General features: G+C 71.4%; 8 protein-coding genes. 1 reads left to right on the top strand and 7 read right to left on the bottom strand.

What is annotated here, in order from left to right; all coding sequences use genetic code 11:
- Positions 1–105 precede the first annotated feature (105 nt).
- Complete coding sequence (locus tag ABEA39_RS11130; protein WP_345375948.1) at positions 106–1,587, bottom strand: malate:quinone oxidoreductase; 1,482 nt, start codon at positions 1,585–1,587, stop codon at positions 106–108.
- Between the two features lie 110 nt (positions 1,588–1,697).
- Between ABEA39_RS11130 and ABEA39_RS11135 the strand changes: the two genes are divergently transcribed.
- A complete protein-coding gene (locus tag ABEA39_RS11135; protein WP_345375949.1) occupies positions 1,698–3,035 on the top strand; it encodes an LPXTG cell wall anchor domain-containing protein in 1,338 nt (445 codons plus the stop codon).
- 86 nt (positions 3,036–3,121) lie between these two features.
- Here the strand turns inward: ABEA39_RS11135 and ABEA39_RS11140 are convergent, their stop codons facing one another.
- From ABEA39_RS11140 to ABEA39_RS11165, 6 genes are all read right to left on the bottom strand, one after another.
- Positions 3,122–4,177, bottom strand: coding sequence for an aspartate-semialdehyde dehydrogenase (locus ABEA39_RS11140; protein WP_345375950.1), 1,056 nt, complete (start codon positions 4,175–4,177; stop codon positions 3,122–3,124).
- Between the two features lie 44 nt (positions 4,178–4,221).
- Entirely contained in the window at positions 4,222–5,487 is a 1,266-nt protein-coding gene (locus ABEA39_RS11145) for an aspartate kinase (protein ID WP_345375951.1), read from the bottom strand.
- 203 nt (positions 5,488–5,690) lie between these two features.
- Complete coding sequence (locus ABEA39_RS11150; RefSeq protein WP_345375952.1) at positions 5,691–6,668, bottom strand: hypothetical protein; 978 nt, start codon at positions 6,666–6,668, stop codon at positions 5,691–5,693.
- Between the two features lie 200 nt (positions 6,669–6,868).
- The gene (gene recR / locus ABEA39_RS11155) at positions 6,869–7,468 is read right to left on the bottom strand and encodes a recombination mediator RecR (protein ID WP_345375953.1); all 600 of its coding nucleotides are present in this window, start codon (positions 7,466–7,468) and stop codon (positions 6,869–6,871) included.
- An 11-nt stretch (positions 7,469–7,479) separates the two neighbouring features.
- Positions 7,480–9,984, bottom strand: a complete 2,505-nt coding sequence (locus tag ABEA39_RS11160; RefSeq protein ID WP_345375954.1) for a DNA polymerase III subunit gamma and tau — start codon at positions 9,982–9,984, stop codon at positions 7,480–7,482.
- 89 nt (positions 9,985–10,073) lie between these two features.
- A complete protein-coding gene (locus ABEA39_RS11165) occupies positions 10,074–19,202 on the bottom strand; it encodes a choice-of-anchor G family protein (RefSeq protein WP_345375955.1) in 9,129 nt (3,042 codons plus the stop codon).
- Positions 19,203–19,702: the final 500 nt, after the last annotated feature.

Here is a 19,702-nt window from a genome sequence, read left to right on the forward strand (position 1 = left end):
GTCGGTGTACCCCGTTACCAGGGGACACGGGCCCGCCAAACCGCTCAGATCACGCCGATTTGTGCCCCGAATGCGGCTCAAATGGGGGGTGTGTCGCTGGAGGGATCAGGCGTGGATGCCGAGCGCCTCTGCCGTGGCCCCGATGGTCGCCGCGGCCTTGGCCTCGTCGGCCGCCAACTGCTGACCCACCGTCGGGATCATGGCCTTGAGCTTGGGCGCCCACTCGGCCTTCTTCGCCGGGAAGCACTTGTCGATCACGGTGAGCATGATCGGAACGGCGGTGGATGCTCCCGGAGACGCTCCGAGGAGGCCCGCGATCGAGCCGTCCTTCGCCGTCACGACCTCCGTGCCGAACTGCAGCACACCACCCTTCTCGGCGTCCTTCTTGATGACCTGCACCCGCTGACCGGCGGTGATGCGGTACCAGTCCTTGGGGTCGGCGTCGGGCATGAACTCCCGCAGCGCGTCGAACTTGGCGGTCTTGGAGGCCAGGAGTTGACCCACGAGGTACTTGACCAGGTCGATGTTGGCGAGACCCACGCGGATCATCGGGTAGAGGTTGTGCAGCTTGATCGACTTGAACAGGTCGAGGTACGAGCCGGTCTTGAGGAATTTCGGGCTGAATCCGGCGTAGGGGCCGAACATCAGGCTCGCCTTGCCGTCGACGACTCGAGTGTCGAGGTGCGGCACCGACATGGGCGGCGCACCGACCGATGCCTTGCCGTACACCTTCGCCTGGTGCTTCGCGACCACCTCGGGGTTGTCGGTGCGCAGGAACTCGCCGCTGACCGGGAAACCGCCGAAGCCCTTGATCTCGGGGATGCCCGACTTCTGCAGGAGGTGCAGGGCGCCGCCGCCGGCACCGACGAAGACGAACTTGGCGTTGACGGTGTGCGGCTCGGAAGTCGCCCCGACGGCGAGGTCGACCCGCCACGACCCGTCGCGCTTCTTCGTGAGGTTCGTGACGGTGTGCCCGAGGTGCAGGCCGACACCGCTCTTGGTGAGGTAGTCGAAGAGGTTGCGCGTCAGCGAGCCGAAGTCGACATCGGTGCCTGCGAGGATGTGCGTGGCGGCGATGGGCTGGTTCTTGGCTCGACCGGGGATGAGCGACGGGGCCCACTGGCGGATGACGTCGACGTCGTCGCTGAACTCCATGCCCGCGAACAGCGGGTGGCCTTCGAGGGCCTCCGACCGCTTGCGCAGGTACTCGACGTTGGCCGCACCCCAGACGAAGCTCATGTGCGGGGTGGAGTTGATGAAGTGATCGGGCTCGGGGAGATCGCCCTCGCCGACGAGGAACGACCAGAACTGGCGCGAGATCTGGAACTGCTCGTTGACCTTGACCGCGCTGGTGATGTCGATCGAGCCGTCGGCCTTCTCGGGCGTGTAGTTCAGCTCACAGAGGGCGGAGTGCCCGGTGCCGGCGTTGTTCCAGGGGTTGCTGCTCTCGAGCGCGACGTCGGTCAGCGCCTCGTACACCTCGATGGACCACTCGGGCTGCAGCTGCTTGAGCAGAGCCCCCAGGGTCGCACTCATGATTCCCCCACCGATGAGGGCGACGTCGATTGGCTCCGTTGCACTGGTCACCCATCGATTCTACGCGCGAGGGCACGAGCGCGGCACGAGATGTCTCGATTTCGAGATGGATCTGATATTGCGTATATTGACTTGCGCAGCCCCCGACTCGAAAGCTCTTCGTGACCATCCCACCCCTCGCAGCAGCCGGCCTGGCCGCAGCCCTCGCCGCCCCCCTTCTTCTCTCCGCCTCTCCGTCGCACGCCGAGACCGTCACGCCCCGCAGCGAGTCCGGCACGCTCCGCATCCTCGGGGGCGTCGGCTTCCTCGGTCTCTCCGATCAGCCCGGCGGCAACCGGGCCTGGGCGGTCAACGCCGGCAACGGCACCGATCTGAGTTTTCCCGGCATCGGAGAGACGGCGCCGATCGTCATGGACGACACCTGCTTTCCGAAAGCCATCGCCGCGATCCTGCCCTTCGTGCCGGTCCAGGTAGCCGGCGACGGCTCGTCGTGCGCCCTCTTCACTGCGGAGGCCGGCGTCGGCGGGCTCGTCTTCCGCGTGGACGACTCCGCCTCACCGGCGAACGGTCTCTACCTCCACACCGGTACCGGGCTGAACGCGTACCTGCTCGGCGTCGCGGCGTCGATCCCGTCGAACCTGCCGACGGTCTTCCAGGTGGTCACGCGGAAGGCGCCCGACGCCCCGACGGTCACGTCGACCACGCTCGACGCCCCGACTGGTCCGATCCGCGGCAAGGCCGAGCCGGGCACCGTCGTCGACGTCTTCGACGAGTGGGAACCGCTCTGTTTCGCTACCGCCGTCTCCCCCGACGGCAACTGGGAGTGCACCGGCTTCGATCCGCTCTCCCCCGGCGCACACACGATCCACGCCGTGGCCCGGAACGCCGCCGAGCAGGTCTCTCCGACCACCGAGGCGACCGTCGTCGCTCCCGACCCGGCTGCGATTCCCGCCGCGCCGGCGGTGAGCACCACGACCCTCGACTCCACGACGGGCGCCCTTTCGGGAACGGCCGACCCCGGCAGCATCGTGCGCGTCTTCGAGAGCGGCACCGTCGACGGGGTCGCCGTCTGCACCTCCGAGATCGTCGGCGGCGACGGGGCCTGGAGCTGCCGCCACGAGAACACCTGGAAGGAGGGCGCGAACGACCTCTTCGCCGTCGCCTTCCACTCCGTCAGCGGCCTGGGCAGCACTCCGACCTCGTTCACCCTGACTGTCACCACCCCGACGAACCCGGGCCCCGGAACCGGTTCGGAAGGCTCCGGCAGCGGCTCCGGCGGATCCGACGGAACGGGATCGGGCACCGGCACCGGTACGTCCGCCGGCCGGGGCGACACCTCGACGGCAGCGAAGTCGTCAAAGCACGCCGCACTCCCGAAGCGCCTCGCCTTCACCGGGTCCGAGCCGCTTCCTGTCCTGGCCGGTGCGCTGGCGCTCATTGCGGGAGGGGTCGGGGTGCTCGCCGTCCGGCGGCGTCGGCGCGAGCAGCCCAGCGAGTAGGGGCAGAGAGAACGGGGGATGCACGGGGCCGCTCGGCCCGTGCATCCCCCGTTTCTGCTTGCTCTTCGGTTCTGTGCCCGGGTGCGTCAGGCCGCAGCGAGCCTCCGAGCCGCGACGATCTCGGCGATCTGCACGGCGTTGAGGGCGGCGCCCTTGCGGAGGTTGTCGTTGCTGATGAAGAGCGCGATGCCGCGGTTGCCGGGAACGCCCTCGTCTTGGCGGATGCGGCCGACGAAGCTGGGGTCCTGGCCGGCCGCCTCGAGGGGCGTGGGCACGTCGGTCAGGACGACGCCCTCGGCGCTCGAGAGCAGCTCTTTCGCGCGGGCGGCCGTGAGCTCGGACGAGAACTCGGCGTTGATCGACAGGGAGTGACCCGTGAAGACCGGGACGCGAACGCAGGTGCCGCTGACGAGGAGGTCGGGGATCTCGAGGATCTTGCGGCTCTCGTTGCGGAGCTTCTTCTCCTCGTCGGTCTCGTCCAGGCCGTCGTCGACGAGGTTGCCCGCGAACGGGATCACGTCGAAGGCGATCGGTCGGACGTACTTGACCGGCTCGGGGAAAGAGACGGCGCCGCCGTCGCGCACGAGGCCGATGAGGTCTTGCGACACCGCGGCCTTCGCCTGCTCGAGCAGCTCTTCGGCACCGGCGAGGCCGCTGCCGGAGACGGCCTGGTAGGTCGAGACGATGAGGCGCTTGAGGCCGGCCTCGGCGTGCAGGACCTTGAGCACGGGCATGGCCGCCATGGTGGTGCAGTTCGGGTTGGCGATGATGCCCTTGGTCGCCTGGTCGATCGCGTGCGGGTTGACCTCGCTCACGACGAGGGGTACGTCGGGGTCCATCCGCCAGGCGCTCGAGTTGTCGATGACCAGGGCGCCGGCGGCCGCGAAGCGAGGCGCCTGGACGCGCGAACCGGTGGCCCCGGCGGAGAAGAGCGCGATGTCGAGGCCGCTGGGGTCGGCGGTCGCGCTGTCTTCGACGACGACGTCGACACCGCGGAACGGCAGAGTCGTGCCGGCCGAGCGGGCGGTCGCGAAGAAGCGGATCTCGGAGATCGGGAAGTCGCGCTCCTCGAGGAGGTCGCGCATGACCTTGCCGACCTGACCTGTCGCTCCGACGACGCCGATGCGGAGTCCTTCAGCCATGGTGTTCTCTCCTGTGCCTGGGTGTCTGGGTTCGGGAGGCCGCGTCAGCGACCGGTGCCGCCGTGGACGACGGCGACCGCTTCGGCGTCGAGGCCGAAGGCGGTGTGGACGACGCGGACGGCGTCATTCAGGGTGTCGGCCCGGGTGACCACCGAGATGCGGATCTCGCTGGTGGAGATCATCTCGATGTTGATGCCGGCCTCGAACAGCGCGTTGAAGAGCTTCGCGCTCACGCCGGCGTTGGTGCGCATGCCGGCACCGACGAGGGCGAGCTTGCCGATCTGGTCGTCGTACAGGAGGCTCGAGAACTCGATCTCGCCGCGCTCGGACTCGAGGGCCTGCATGACGGTCGCTCCGTCGGACTTCGGCAGGGTGAACGAGATGTCGGTGAGGCTCGTGGCGGCCGCGCTGACGTTCTGCACGATCATGTCGATGTTCGCGCCCGTCTTGGCGACGGTGCGGAAGATCTGCGCCGCCTTGCCCGGCTTGTCGGGCACGCCGACGACGGTGATCTTGCCTTCGCTGAGGTCTCCGGCGATGCCCGAGATGATCGGCTCTTCCACGTTCTCTCCCTCTTTCGGGTTGACGACGAGCGTGCCCTCGTTGTTGTTGAACGACGACCGTACGTGCAGCGTCACGCCGTGGCGTCGGGCGTACTCGACGGCACGGATGTACAGCACCTTGGAACCGGCGGCCGCGAGCTCGAGCATCTCTTCGCTGGTGATGCGGTCGATCTTGCGCGCGAAGGGCACGACGCGGGGGTCGGCGGTGAAGATGCCGTCGACGTCGGTGTAGATCTCGCAGACGTCGGCCTGGAGCGCCGCCGCCAGCGCCACGGCCGTCGTGTCGGAGCCGCCGCGGCCGAGCGTGGTGATGTCGCCGGTGGTGCGGTTGAACCCCTGGAAACCGGCGACGATAGCGACGGCGCCCGAGTCGAGGGCGGCGCGAATGCGGCCGGGGGTGACGTCGACGATGCGCGCCTTGCCGTGCTGGGCGTCGGTGATCATGCCGGCCTGGCTGCCGGTGTATGACCGGGCTTCGACGCCGAGGCTGCGGATGGCCATCGCGAGGAGGGCCATGCTGATGCGCTCGCCCGCGGTGAGGAGCATGTCGAGCTCGCGCCCGCCGGGCATCGGAGAGACCTCGTGGGCGAGGTCGAGGAGCTCGTCGGTGGTGTCGCCCATGGCGGAGACGGCCACGACGACCTCGTTGCCGGCCTTGCGCGTCTCGACGATCCGCTTGGCGACCCGCTTGATGCTCTCGGCGTCGGCAACCGACGATCCGCCGAATTTCTGCACGATCAAGCTCACGGGGGTCGTCTCCTGGGTCGGGTGCGGCACGGCGCCGCGGGTGCCCGCAATTCTATTGGACGTTTCGAGGGTGTTACGGCTGCGGCCGCCCGCCTCCCGTTTTTAGGAGCGGCGCGGGCGGCGGCGGGGGCGGAGGCGAGGCGACGCGGTTCGGCCATGCAGCCGCGTCCGCGGCGCTGGCACCGTGGCCGAAGCGCGTCGGGTCACCGGACGGGCAGGCCCGCGGCGGCCAGCACCCTTGCGAAGCGCTCGGTGTTGTGAATGTCGTCCCACATCCACCGGGCGAAACCGCGGACCCGGGGATGCGCCCGCAACCGATCTTCGCGCCGCTTCTCTCTCACGGCCGCCTGCGCCGGTGTCATCCCGCCCAGGTATTCGGCGCGCGAGTACTTGACCGCGCCGTCGAACTCGCCGATGACGCCGAACTCGGGCCACCAGAAGTCGACCCGACCGATCGTTCCCGAGGCGTCGACGAAGGGCTCCTGCAGTATCGGGGGAGGCCAGCCTCGCTCCTGCATGACGACACGACTGAGTGATTCGCCGACCGACCCCGAGCACCCATCGGCGAAAGCCCGGACCCGCGCCACGTGGTTGTGGCCGCGGACGGGAAGCCGGCGTTCGAGGGCGAGGTCGAACGCCTCGAGCGTGAGGACGGTCTTGCGAGCCCTTTGACGGCCGGCCACCGCAGGGCCCGCCGGCGCGAGCGCACTGTCGAGGCTCACGACGGCATCGCGGAACGGGAGAGATGCCGCGAGGTCGACGGCCGTGCGCCCGGCGGCAGTGACAGGAAGGCCGTCCAGCGCGTCGACGTCAGTACCGGCGAGAGGGAAGGCGTGTGTGCGCATCGTCGAACCGGTCCGGGATCGGCGGACGGTGGGGTCGGTCACGTCCGGGACCTCGGGCCACGGAGAGAGGTGCGACCACCCGTGCGCGGCCGATGCGGTGGCGTGCGAGAAGACGGCCAGGGGCCCGAGACGGTCCGCCACCGCCGCTGCACGGAGGAGGTGCCGCTCACCCGCACCGGCAGCGTGCCAGGTGTCGGCCGCAATGAACACTCCGGGAACGAGCCCCACCAGCGCTCCTCGATCGGCGGCTCGGCGGAGAGCGCGGTCGTTGCGGCCGGCGCGGACGAAGTCGGTACGGCGGAGGAGGCCGTCAGAGCCCGGCGCGAATGGATCCATGAGTCGAGGGTGCCTGAAGCGGCGCTTGCACTCGGGCCCGGAGCTCGATCTGTGGATAACTCCCTTCGGCTGCGAGAGCCACAAGAGAAGCGAGGCGACGCGGTTTGGCCATGTACCCATGTCCGCGGCGCTGGCACCATGGCCGAACCGCGTCGGGTCACCCCGTGAGGCCGAGGGCCGAGCAGCGCACCGAGGGCCGGCTACTCGCTGACGAGCCGCCGCCCCTCGAAGGCACGACCGAGCGTGACCTCGTCGGCGTACTCGAGGTCGCCGCCGACCGGCAGCCCGGAGGCGAGCCGCGTGACCCGGAGGCCGAACGGGGCCAGCATGCGCGAGAGGTACGTGGCGGTCGCCTCGCCCTCGAGGTTCGGGTCGGTGGCGATGATGACCTCTTGTACGGTGTCGTCGGCCAGACGCTGCACGAGCTGACGGATGCGGAGATCGTCAGGGCCGATGCCGTCGATCGGGCTGATCGCGCCGCCGAGCACGTGGTACAGCCCGCGGAACTCGCGTGTCCGTTCGATCGCCTGGACGTCTTTCGCCTCTTCGACGACGCAGATGGTGGCGGGCGAGCGGCGGGGGTCGCGGCAGATGGAGCAGGTGGCCTCTTCGGTCACGTTGCCGCAGATGTCGCAGAAGCGCACCTTGGTCTTGACGTCGACGAGCAGCTCGGCGAGCCGGGTCGTGTCGAACGTCTCGGTCTGCAGGATGTGGAACGCGATGCGCTGAGCCGACTTCGGCCCGATGCCGGGCAGCCGGCCGAACTCGTCGATCAGGTCTTGGACGATGCCTTCGTACATGGCGACTGCTCTCAGTAGCTCTCGGCAGGCGGGGCCGCCTGGGGCGTCACCTTCGGGGCGATGGTCTCTTCGTCGATGAACCGGGCGTTGAGGATCTCGCGCACGACGGCCTCACCGTAGCGCGAGTTCTGCGGCACGCTGCCGCCCGCTTGGCGAGCCGCGGGCCGACCGGGAGCCGAGACGGGGGATGCACCACCCGACGTCGGGGCGGACGGCGCGGCTGCTGCCGCTCCCCCACCCGACACCGCTGGCGCCGCACTGGTCGCGGGCACCGGCACGGCCGCGGCCGGCGCCGGCTCGAGGTCGACGGGCGGCACTCCGCCCTCGGGCTCCTCCGTGATGTACTCGGGCTCGTCGGGCTCGGGCGGTGCCGACTGCGGGATCGGCGCGACGTCCCAGCCGGTGGTGGGTGCGGGGGCGGCCGCCGGGGTCGACGACACCGGAGCGGCTTGCGCCGGGCGCGCCGCCGCCGCGGGGGCCGACGAAGCAGGGGCCGAGGCCGCGGGGGCCGACGGCGCAGCGGCCGACCGAGCAGGGGACGACGGAGCCGGGGACGACGGAGCGACGGCGGTCGGTGCCGCAGCAACGGGCGCGGAAGCGGGCGCAGGAGAGGCGGCCGGGGCCTCGGCAGACGCCGCAGAAGCTTCAGCAGGCGCCGCAGCGGGAACGCCGCCCTCCTCGGGACGCTCGACGCGGGCGATGTACTTGACCCGGATGCCGAGGAGCTGCTGGATCGCGCGACGGAGGTGTTCGCTGACCCCTTCACCGGCACCCTGCGGCTTCTTGAAGGTCTCGACGTCGTTGTGGCTGGGGAAGCTCAGCGTCAACACGTCGTCGGCGAAGGCACGCACGGTGGCCGTGACGACGACCATCCAAGCGGAGAGCTTGTCTTTCTCGACGATCTCGAGGATCTCCGGCCAGGCGTCTTTCAACTGCTGGAGTGTGACGGGACCGGCGGCCGACGAAGCCGCGGGGGCGTCGACGGGCTGCGCCCAAGCCGCCGAGTGCGCTGCCGTCGGAGGAGCGGGCTCGCTCGGCTGTGCTGCCGCCGAGGACGCTGGCGCCGCTCCCGACGAAGCAGGCGCAGGCGCGGCCGCTGCAGGCGCAGCGGGCGCCGCCGTCGACCAGGACGCCGTGGCCGAGGCCGCGGCGTCGACGACGGGAGTCGCCGTGTCAGTGGAGGGCTGCGGGGCCGTCGCGCGCTGCGGGGCCGTGGCACGCTGCGGGGCGGCGGCCGGTGCCGTCGCCCGAGGAGCGGCCGTGGAAGCCCCCGAGGACGACGCGCCGCCAGGCGCAGGAGCGCTCGCGCCACCGGAACCCGCCGCGCCGGATACGGCGCCCGAAGTCGGCCCGGACACCCCGACGCGACGCTCGAGGCGCTCGACGCGGGCCAGGGCACCACGCTCGGTCTCGTCGCTCTCGGGGACGAGCACGCGCGCGATCATCAGCTCGAGGTGGAGACGAGGCGAGGTGGCACCGGTCATGTCGGTCAGCGCCCGGTTGACGACATCGGCGGAACGCGAGAGCTCGGCCTGCCCGAAGGCGTGCGACTGCTGGGCGAGGTGCTCGAGCTCTTCGGGCGTCACCCCGCGGAGGACCGCACCGGCACCCTCGGTCGTGGCGCCGACGACGATGAGGTCGCGGAGGCGCTCGAGCAGGTCTTCGACGAAGCGCCGCGGGTCTTGCCCGGTCTGGATGACGCGGTCGACGGAGGCGAAGGCGGCGGCACCGTCGCGCGTGCCGAGGGCGTCGACGACCCCGTCGAGGAGCGAGGCGTGCGTGTAGCCGAGGAGGGCGGTCGCCCGCTCGTACTCGATGGCACCGTTCTCGCTGCCGGCGATGAGCTGGTCGAGCAGGGACAGCGTGTCGCGCACCGAGCCCCCGCCGGCGCGGACCACCAACGAGAGGACGCCGGGAGCGGCGGTGATCTTCTCGGTCTCGATGAGCTGCTGGACGTAGTCGAGCATCTGGGCCGGGGGCACCAGGCGGAACGGGTAGTGGTGGGTGCGCGAGCGGATCGTGCCGATGACCTTCTCGGGCTCGGTCGTCGCGAAGATGAACTTGACGTGCTCGGGCGGCTCTTCGACGATCTTGAGCAGGGCGTTGAAGCCCTGAGCCGTGACCATGTGGGCCTCGTCGAGGATGAAGATCTTGTAGCGGTCGCGGGCGGGAGCGAAGATGGCCCGCTCGCGGAGGTCGCGGCTGTCTTCGACACCGCCGTGGCTGGCCGCGTCGATCTCGACCACGTCGAGGGAGCCGCCGCCGTCACGCGAGAGCTCGACGCAGCTGGGGCAGACGCCGCAGGGCGTGTCGGTCGGGCCCTCGGCGCAGTTGAGACAGCGGGCGAGGATTCGGGCCGACGTGGTCTTGCCGCAGCCTCGCGGACCGCTGAAGAGGTAGGCGTGGTTCACGCGATTGGTGCGGAGGGCGGTGCGCAGCGGATCGGTGACCTGGGACTGGCCGATGAGTTCGGCGAAGTTCTCAGGCCGATAACGGCGATACAGAGCGGTGACCACGGACCCCAGAGTAGTCGGCCCCACCGACACTCGAGAGAGGAACGGGACGGCCCCCTCACACCCGAAGGAGGGAGCCGTCCCTACTGGCATCAGCGCTTCCGCGTCCTGATCCTGCTCAGCCCGCGGGATGCACCCAACATCCCGAGGCCCAGCACGAGGATGCCGATGCCCCCGACCGCCAGGGGGAGGGCGGTCGAGCCTGTGAAGGCGAGGACCCGTTCGGTCACCGAAGTCGGTGCCGACGAGGCCTTGCCGGTCGTTCCGGTGGACGCCGGTGAGGTCGTCCCCGATCCTGTCGCCGCACCGGTGCCGGTGCCGGTCCCCGTACCCGTGCCCGTGCCCGTGCCCGTGCCAGGGAGTCCGGTTCCCGGGTCGCCGGGGAGACCGGTTCCGCCGCCGGTGGGGACGGTCACGGCGTCCGCGAGTCGCACGCTGAACGCCGTGGTCTCCGGGTCGCCGGTGAAGCCGCCGACGGTCTCGGTCACGACCACGCTGTGCTGGCCGACCGGGACGCCCGAGAAGGTCGTCGTCCAGTCGCCCTGCGCGTCCACCGTGACGGTCTGCGACTCTCCGGCGAGGGTGACGACGATCGTGGCTCCCGGCTCACCGGTGCCGGTGACGGGGACGCTCGCCGTGCCGTTCGACGACGCCGCCACCGAGGCTCCCGCCACCGGGGACGACACCGTGGCCGGCGTGACTCCGGCGACCAGGAACACTTGCGACGGGGTCGTGTCGGTGATCCCCGCGATGGTCTGCGAGGCGGTGAACGAGTGCGTCCCGTAGGGGATCTGGAGGAATCGCGTCGTCCAGAACCCGGTGGCGTCCGACCCGACCGTCACGATCTCGGGGTCCCCGGGAACCGCCCGCGGCTGCCCGAGGCCAGGGCGCGCCGCCTCGTCGAGAGCGATCGTCACCTGCGTGAGCGGAGTCGCGTAGCCGGTCGCCGTGATGTTCTCGGTACCGTCCGAGTTGCGGTCGAAGAACAGGTGCTGCTGCGGCGGCGACGCGATCCAGATGGGCATCCGGGTCGGAGCGGCGATCACCGAGAAGGCGACGCTCGTCGGGGCGGAGGTCGCGCCTCCCACCGTCTCGGTCGCGGTCAGCGTGTGCTGAGCCGTGGTGAGGCCGGTCAGGGGGAGCATCCAGGTTCCGAGAGCGCTGGCGGTGACGGTGACCGGGGTTCCCGAGTCGAGCAAGACGGACACCGTGGCCGAGGGCTCCGCGGTGCCGGTCGCCGTGAACGAGGCGCCGCTCGTGCCGTCGACCTGCGGGATCTGCAGGCCGGCCGTCGGCGCGGTGATTACGACGGGTGCGATCGAGGCGGCCGAGAGGACGACCGTCACCGAACCTGTCACGGTCTCGTCGGTGGTCTGCGTCGCGGTCACCGTGATCGCTCCGACCGGCACGTCGTCGACGGTCACCGACCACGTTCCGGAGGCCGGAACGGTGACGGTGCGGCCGATGCCGTTGCCGAGGTCGACCCTGATGGTCGATCCGGGCTGGCCGGTGCCGCTGACCGGGACCGAGACGATCCCGTCGCCGTCGGCGTCGACGATCACCTGGCCGGCCGTGGGGCTGCTCAGGGTCACGGCGGCCACGGGAACGGCCACGGGCACGACGGAGAAGGCGACGCTCGTGGGGGTCTGGGCCGCGCCTCCCACCGTCTCGGTCGCGGTCACGGTGTGGCCGCCGACGCCGACCGGGCCGAACGTGGCCGTCCAGGTGCCGTCGTCGGCCACCGGCACGGTCGCCGGGGCGCCCGAGTCGAGGACGAGGGCGAGGGATGCACCGGGCTGGCCGGTTCCGGTCACCGTGACGTTCGTCGAACCGCCCGCGACCACCTGGAACTGCTGCCCGGCGACGGGCGAGGTGATGACGGCCTGGATCGGCGCGCTGACGGTGACGTCCTCGGTCAGGGTGGTGACGCCGCCGTCGGCCAGCGTCTGGGAGACGGTGATCAGGTGACGACCCACCAGGACCCGGAGGAAGGTGGTGTGCCAGGTGCCGGCCGCGTCGACGACCACGTCGACGGCGGTGCCGTCGTCGAGCTGGACGGAGACGGTCGTGCCGGGCTGACCGGTGCCGGAGACGGGCAGGCTCGCGGTGCCGTCAGGACCGGCCACCTGGTCGGCGGGCGGCGTGACGACCAGGGGCGCGGCCACCAGGACGGCGACCGGCGCGGTGACCGGAGCGGTGGTGCCCCCGGCGACCTGCTCGGTGACCGAGGCGGTGTAGGTGCCGACCGGCACGTTCGGGACGACGATCGAGAAGGTGCCGTCGGCGGCCACGGGGCCGGTGGCGGTGAGCCCCGAGACGGGCCCGGAGGACGTGCCGAGGGTCACCGTCACGGTCGCGCCGGGCTGGCCCGAGCCGGAGACGGTCACGTCGGCGACTCCGGTCGGGTCGCTCACGGGGACGGATGCGATCGGCGTGACGACCACCGGCGTGACCGACGTCAGGACGACGGTCGCCGAATCGGACGAGGTGACGACGCTGCCGGCCTTCTGAGTGACGACGACCGTGTAGGTGCCGACGGGGACGGCTGCGAAGGTCGTGGCCCAGGTGCCGTCGGACGCGACCGGGAGGGTCGTGACGAAGCCGTCACCGAGATCCACCGTGACCGAGGAGCCGGCCTGGCCGGTGCCCGAGACGGGCACGTCCACGCGACCGGTGCCGTCGAGATCCGGGATGATCAGCCCCTCGGTCGGAGTCGTGATCACCACGGGAGCGGAGGGCACGGCGGTCGGGACGACGGAGAACGCGACGTCCTCGGGGGACTGGTCCGTGCCTCCCACCGTCTGGATCGCCTCGGCGACGTGGTTGCCGATGGCGACGCCGGTGAACGTGGCCGTCCAGGAGCCGGCGGCCGAGACCGTCACGTCGGTGGGACGCGAGGCGTCGAGCGTCACGTGGACGTTCGCGCCGGCCAGGCCGGTCCCGGAGACGACGACGTCGGTGCTGCCGCCGGGGGCCACCTGGAACTGCTGGGCGGACTGCGGGGTGGAGATGGTCAGGTCGGCCGCGACGTCGACGGAGAACGCCTGGGTGACGGGCGTGGTCGAACCGTCGGCCGTGGCCTCGCTCGCGGCGATCGTGTGCGACCCCGTCGAGACCGCCGGGAAGGTGTGGCTCCACGCCCCGGTGCCGTCGGCCGTCACCGGCACGCCGGCTCCGCCGTCGAGACCGACGCTCACGACGGCGCCCGGCTGCGCGGTGCCGGTCACTGTGACGGAGGCGGTCGAGCCGGCGACGGCGACCGGGAACGAGGTCCCGGCGGCCGGGGTCGCGATGACGACGGCTGCGGCCTGGACGACGGTGATCGGCTGAGTCACTGCGGGCGAGACGGCGGTGCCGATGGTCTGCGTCGCGGAGATCGTGTAGGTGCCGACGGGGACTGCGAGGACCGTGGCGGTCCACGAACCCGTCGCCGTCGACGTCGTCTCGGCCGTGAGCGTGCCACCGAGCGAAACGGAGACCGGCACGTTCGGCTGCGCGCTGCCCGTCACCGTAATGCCGGCGGACGCCGTCGCGGACGACACCGGCACGACGGTGCCGGAGGCCGGGGTGGCGATGGTGAGGGCCGTCGCGTTCACGACCGTCACGGTGCGCGTCTGAGCGGGCGACGTGGTCGTGCCGACGGTCTGCTGGAAGGCCAGCGTGTGCAGGCCCGTCGGGACTCGGCGCAGGTTGGCGGTCCAGGCGCCGCCGGCGTCGGCGGTGGCCGAGGCGGCGATCCCGTTCTCGAGCTGGACGGTCACGAGGGCGCCCGGCTGGGCCGTCCCGGTGACGGGGATGGTCGTGGTGAGGTCCGCGGTCGGGATCACGACCGTCGACGGGGTCGCCGACGGCGAGGTGACGACGAGAGGTCGTCCGGCCGAGATCGTGAACGTCGAGGTCACCGAGCCGGACGTCGTTCCGCCGGCGATCGGGGTGCTGGCGAGCGCCTGCGTGGCGACGACCGTGTAGGGGCCGGTCGGCTCCTTCGCGAGAATCGTCGACCAGTTGCCCGTGGCGTCCGCCGTGACGATCACGGGGGTGCCGTCGTTCACGGTCAGCGAGACGGTGGCGCCGGGCTGGGCGGTGCCGGCGAGGGTGACGTCGGTCGTCGACGTGTCGGAGGCCACCGTGACGGTCGAGCCGTCGGCGGGGGCGACCACGACGAGGGGGGAACCCGTGGTGACCGTGATGCTGCTGGTCAGGGCCTCGGACGTGGTGGCGACGCTGACGAGCGGCGTGCCCGGAACGGTCTGGGTGACGGAGAGTGTCAGGGGCACGGCGGGAACGCTGGCGGGGATGCCGGCGATCGTCGCACTCCAGGTGCCGTCCGCGGCGACCGGCTGATCCACGGTCCGGGCAGTGCCGAGCGTCACGTGGACGGTCGAGTTCGGAGCCGCCGTTCCGGTCACCGTGACCGTCGCGGTCTGATCGGCGTCCGCGACGATGACGCGGGTGCCGTCGACGGGGCTCGTGACGGTGACAGCGGGAGCAGGAGTGAGCGAGAAGGAGGAGGTGACGGGGACGGAGGTCGTGCCGCCGAGGGTCTGCGTGATCGAGGCCACGTATCCGCCGCTGGGCAGGGCCGGCGTCGTGACGGTCCAGACTCCGGAGCCGTCGACGGTGGCGGGCAGCGCGGCGCCCGAGCCGACCGTCACGGAGACGGTCGCACCGACGGCACCCCGGCCGGTCAAGGTCACCGGCGTCTGCGCCGAGGCGTCGGCGAGGGGGATCGCCGTGCCCGAGGGCGGGGTGGTGACGGAGACGGGCGTGCCGGGAACGATCGAGACGGTGCGCGTGTCGGTCGCGGACGTCGTGGAGCCGAGGGTCTCCTGCGAGCTCACCGGGTAGGTTCCGGTGGCCACCTGCGCGAACAGGACGGACCACTGACCGGTGGGCAGGACCGTGGTCGTCTGGGTGCTGCCGCCGAGGACGACCGTGACGGTCGCCCCCTTCTCCCCCGTGCCGCCCACCGTGACGTCCTTGTGGGACGACGCGTCGGCGACGGGGAACGAGGCGTTCGCGATCGGGGTCGTGACGGCGAAGGCCGCTCCGGCCGTGATCGTGAAGGAGGCGGTGACGGGAGCGGACGTGGTGCCGTTGATCGACTGCGTCACGGAGACCGCGTACGGCGTCGGGCTGGCGATCTCGGAGGGCGAGACGACCGACCACGAACCGTCGGCCTGAGCGGTCGTGGTGAGGGGAGCGGATCCCCCGACCGTCACGGACACGGTCGCGCCCGGAGCCGCGACGCCGCTGATCGGGACGGTGGTGGACGACGTGTCGGTCGCGACGATCACGGTGAGCCCGGCAGCGGGCGGCGACGTGATCGAGACCGCCTCGGCGGCGTCGACGCGGAAGGCGACCATCGGAGCGGTGGTCACGAGCTGACCGACGGTCTGCTTGGCGGTGACTGTGTAGCCGGCGACGGGCAGGGCGGCGAAGGTCGCGTCCCAGACACCGGTCACGGGGGCGGCGACGACGTCGCGGAACAGGGTGGCCGAGAGCTCGACGTGCACGGCGGCGCCCGGGGTGGCGACTCCCGACACGACCACGTCCTTCGTCTGCGTCGCGTCGGCCACGAGGTAGCTCGTGCCCGAGGCGGGCGAGGTGACGACGATGCCCTCGCCGGCCGCGACGGTGAACGTCTGCTGCGCGGTGGTGGAGGAGGTGCCGTTCACGGTCTGCGTGGCGGTCAACGGGTAGCTGCCGACCGGGACTCCCGGGACCGTGACCGTCCAGGTGCCGGAGGCTGTCGTCGTCGTGGTCTGCGCGGGCTGGGTGCCGAGGGCGACGGAGACCGCCGACAGGGGCTGTGCGTGACCGGCGACGACGACGTCGGTCGATCCGCCCTGGCCGAGCACGGTGACCGACGAGTTCGGCGTCGGGCGATCGATCGTGATCGCTGCGCCCGCGGCGACCGTGATCGTCTGAGTCACGGCCGGCGAGGTCGTGCCGCCGACGGTCTGGGTCACCGAGATCGTCGGGGTGCCGATCGCGACGTTCGTCACGGTCGCGGTCCAGGTGCCGTCGGGGGCGACGGTCGCGGGGACCGTGGCGCCGCCGATCGAGACCTCGACGTCGGCGCCCGGCTGGGCCGAGCCGGTGACGGTCACGGTGGCGGCCTGGCCGGCGCCCGCGACGAGCACGGTGGCGTCGGGGGCCGGCGAGGTGATCGTGACGGCGGCCCCGGCGGAGACCGAGAAGGCCGAGGTGACGGGGAGGGACGTGGTGCCGTTCACCGTCTGGGTGGCCGTGATCGTGTGGCTGTCGACCGCGACGCCGGCGAACGTGGTCGTCCAGGCTCCGGTGCCGCTCGCCGTCACGGTGCGCGTCACGGAGGCGGACTTGCTCGAGCCGAGGGTGACCGTGACGGAGGCGTTCGGCTGTGCCTGCCCGGAGGCGACGATCGGCACGGTGTTGCTCGGGTCAGCGACGGTGACGGTGCTGCCCGCCACCGGGGCGGCGATGGTCAGAGCCGTCCCGGGCACGACGGCGAACGACTGCGTGACGGCCGCGGAAACGGCTCCGGCGACGGTCTGCGTGACGCTGGCGGTGTACGAGCCGACGGGCACGGTGGCGAAGGCGACGCTCCACTTGCCGGTGAGGTCGGCGGTGGTTGAGGCCGAGATGCCGGTCTTCAGCACGACGGTGATCGGAGCTCCGGCCTGGGCCGTTCCGGAGACGGTGACGGGGCTGGTCGACGACGAGTCGGCGACGACGAACTGGGCGCCCGCGACCGGGCTCTGGATGACGATCGGGGTGGCCGCGGCCACCGTGACGGTCCGCGTGATCGGGTCGGACGCCGTGCCGGCCACCGTCTGGGTGACGGCGACGCCGTAGGTCCCGACGCCGACGCCGGGGGCGCCCACCGACCACGAGCCGTCGGCGAGCGCCGTGGTCGTGACGGTGATCGGAGCGGCCGTGCCGGTGGTCAGGACGACCGTGACGGTCGCTCCGGGCTGCGCGGTGCCGGTCGAGGCGACCGTCGTGGTCGACGTGGCGCCGGGCACGACGAGGGTCGTGTTGTCGGCCGGTGCGGTGACGGTGAGCGGAGCTCCGGCCACGACCGAGATCCCCCGGGTCACGGGGGCCGATTGGACGCCTCCGGAGGTCTGCGTCGCGGAGATCGTGTAGGCGGCGGCGACGGGGACGGAGGGGACCGTCGTGGTCCAGGTGCCGTCGGACCCGGTCGTGGCGGTGCCGGTCAGGGATCCGCCCAGGCTGACGGCGATCGCCGATCCGGGGGTCGCCGTCCCGGTGACGACGACGGGTGTCGTCGCCGCCTGCGAGACGACCGTGTAGACGCGGCCTTCGGTGGGGCTCGTGATGGTGAGCTGCTGCTGCGCGACGACGGTGAACGTGCGGGTGACGGGTGCACCGACGACGGTGCCGAAGGTCTGCACGGCGGAGGCCGTCACGGGGCTGTTGGCTGCGCCGATGCCCGCGATGGTGGTGGTCCAGGTGCCGTCGGTCGCGACGGTGGCGGTGCCGGTGTGGCCGCTGCCGAGGTCGACGGCGACCGTGGCGCCGGGCTCGCCGGCGCCGGTCACCGTGATGGAGCGCGTGGCGGTCGACGTCGCGACGGTGAACTGCTGTCCGGCGGTCGGCGTCGCGATGGTGAGGGGGGTGATCGTGGTCGCGTTGACGGTGGACGTCGCGAGATCGACGGTGGCCAGACCTGTGGCGCCGAGGATGCTCAGCCGCAGTGCGTGGACGGATCTCGCCCCGGCGTCGGTGCCCCGGGCATCCTGGAATCCGGTCGTGGTGTCCTGCGCGTTGACCGTCAGCGAGACGACCTGGTTCAGCAGGTCGAGGACCGGGGCGACGAGCGTCGACACCGGAGTCGTCACGGCCGTCAGCGTCGAGGTGACGCCAGTCGTGATCGGGGTCAGCACCCCGGCGACGAGCGGCAGGACCGTGCCGGTGATCACCGGCGCGACGGCGGCGACGACCTGGCTCGCGTCGAGGGTGACCAGGTTGCCGATGACTCCGACCGTCGCCGTGGTGACCACGCCCGTGTTCGACCCGCCGAGGACGGAGGAGAGCGGTGCCGTGACGTTGAGGCCGACCGTCGCGACGTTCGTCTTGAGGCCGAGCAGCATGAGCTGCGCGGTCGTGTTGATCTTCACCGTGAGGACGGCGTTGCCGATGGCCGTCTGCACGGCCGTGTTGATCGCGGTCGGGATCTGGCGGACCAGGATGTCCTGGATCGCGGCGTTGACGAGGGAGCGGACGGCCGAGTCGCTCAGGAGCTTCGTGTTGGCCGGCTGACCGTTCAGCGCCTGGAGGGTCGCGAGGTTGATGACGACCTTGCCCGTCGACGGCGAGATCGTGACGCCGCCGGAGGTGTAGGTCGTGTTCAGGATGGGCGCGACGAGGCCGGACAGGTTCAGGCCGCTGACGCTGACCGTGGTGCTGGTGCCGGCGAGCGAGAGCGTGTTTCCGAGGAGCGGGGCGAGGGACGACGTCAGCGGCCCGACGACGCCGCTGTTGAGCGAGTTCACGAGACCGGCGTCGCCGATCGCACTGTTGAGGCTGGTCCCCACGCCGTTGACCGTCGTCTGCAGCGAGGTCGACAGCCCCGCGATCGCCGGGCTGGTCAGGGAGAAGTCGGCACCCGCGATGCCGTAGTTCGACGAGGTGGAGACGCTGGTGCCGCGCTGGGCGGTGATGCTCGAGCCGAGGGCGCCGACGTCGAGCTGCGCCTGCGTCGCGATGGCCGAGAGCCCCGCGACGTTCGACAGGAGGGGCGTGAGGTTCAGGGTGGAGGCGCCGCCCGGGGTGCCGGAGCCGATCGAGACGCTGCCGTCCGACCCGACGAGGCCCGACGACGCCGTCGAGGAGGTCGCGGACGTCTTCGCGTACTGGCCCACGACGCCGAGCGTCAGCAGGCCGTTGGAGCCGAGGAGGTTGACACCGTTGCCGAGACCGACGCCGACCGAGCTGAGCGCCGTGAGGTCGAGGGGGTTGCTGACGACGCCGGCCGAGGCCGTGGGGTTCGTCGACGAGTAGGCGCCCTTGAGCTGCACGATCGCGGGGTTGACGAGACCGGCACCGGAGACGAGCACGCCCTCGGCCTGACTCGTGTCGGTCGTGATCGGAGCGGCCTGGGCCGGAATGACGGCGGACGCCGCGATGACGGCCCCCACGACGGTCGCTGCGCCGAGCTTCAGCCACGGACGACGTCCGAAGAATGCAGCCCTGGTCCCCTTGTTCGGCATGATGCCTCTTTCCGACAGGCGATGCCTGCCCCTGATCCGGACCCTCCCGAGTGGTGACTTCGAGGGGGTGTCGTGCTGCGCCTCGCGGGTGAGTCGAGGCGGTGGTGCGGTCGTGCGGTGGAGCCGTTCCGGTGCTGGTGAGGCGGAGGTTCGGCGGTCCGAGAGGCGGAGGCCTTCGAAGAGGGGGCGGGATGCACGGTGGTGGGTCGTGCATCCCGCGTGGCTTGCCGGCCGGGCCTCGAGAACGCCTGATCGTCCCGAGAGCGCCCGACCGTCTAGGGTCTGTGCGGCCGACCTCTCGGACTGCGTCGCGACAGCGCGTACAGCCGGAGGCTCGTGGCCTGGTTCCTGATCCTGGTGTGCGACGTCATGGTCGCGTCCTTTCTCACGTGGGTGGGTGAGAGGAGAGAGACGATGGTGAGCCGTCTCTGCGGGGTGCAACCCGTCCCCCGAGGGGGGCCGGTAGGTCGATCATAAACAGAAACGAACGGTTCGGGTCA

This window comes from Frondihabitans cladoniiphilus (assembly GCF_039544345.1).
GTDB classification, from domain to species: domain Bacteria; phylum Actinomycetota; class Actinomycetes; order Actinomycetales; family Microbacteriaceae; genus Frondihabitans; species Frondihabitans cladoniiphilus.

Coding starts and splice junctions, on each gene's coding strand:
- ABEA39_RS11140 (WP_345375950.1), bottom strand. CDS start 4,177: ATGGCTGAAGGACTCCGCATCGGCGTCGTCGGAGCGACAGGTCAGGTC.
- ABEA39_RS11150 (WP_345375952.1), bottom strand. CDS start 6,668: ATGGATCCATTCGCGCCGGGCTCTGACGGCCTCCTCCGCCGTACCGAC.
- recR (WP_345375953.1), bottom strand. CDS start 7,468: ATGTACGAAGGCATCGTCCAAGACCTGATCGACGAGTTCGGCCGGCTG.
- ABEA39_RS11165 (WP_345375955.1), bottom strand. CDS start 19,202: ATGCCGAACAAGGGGACCAGGGCTGCATTCTTCGGACGTCGTCCGTGG.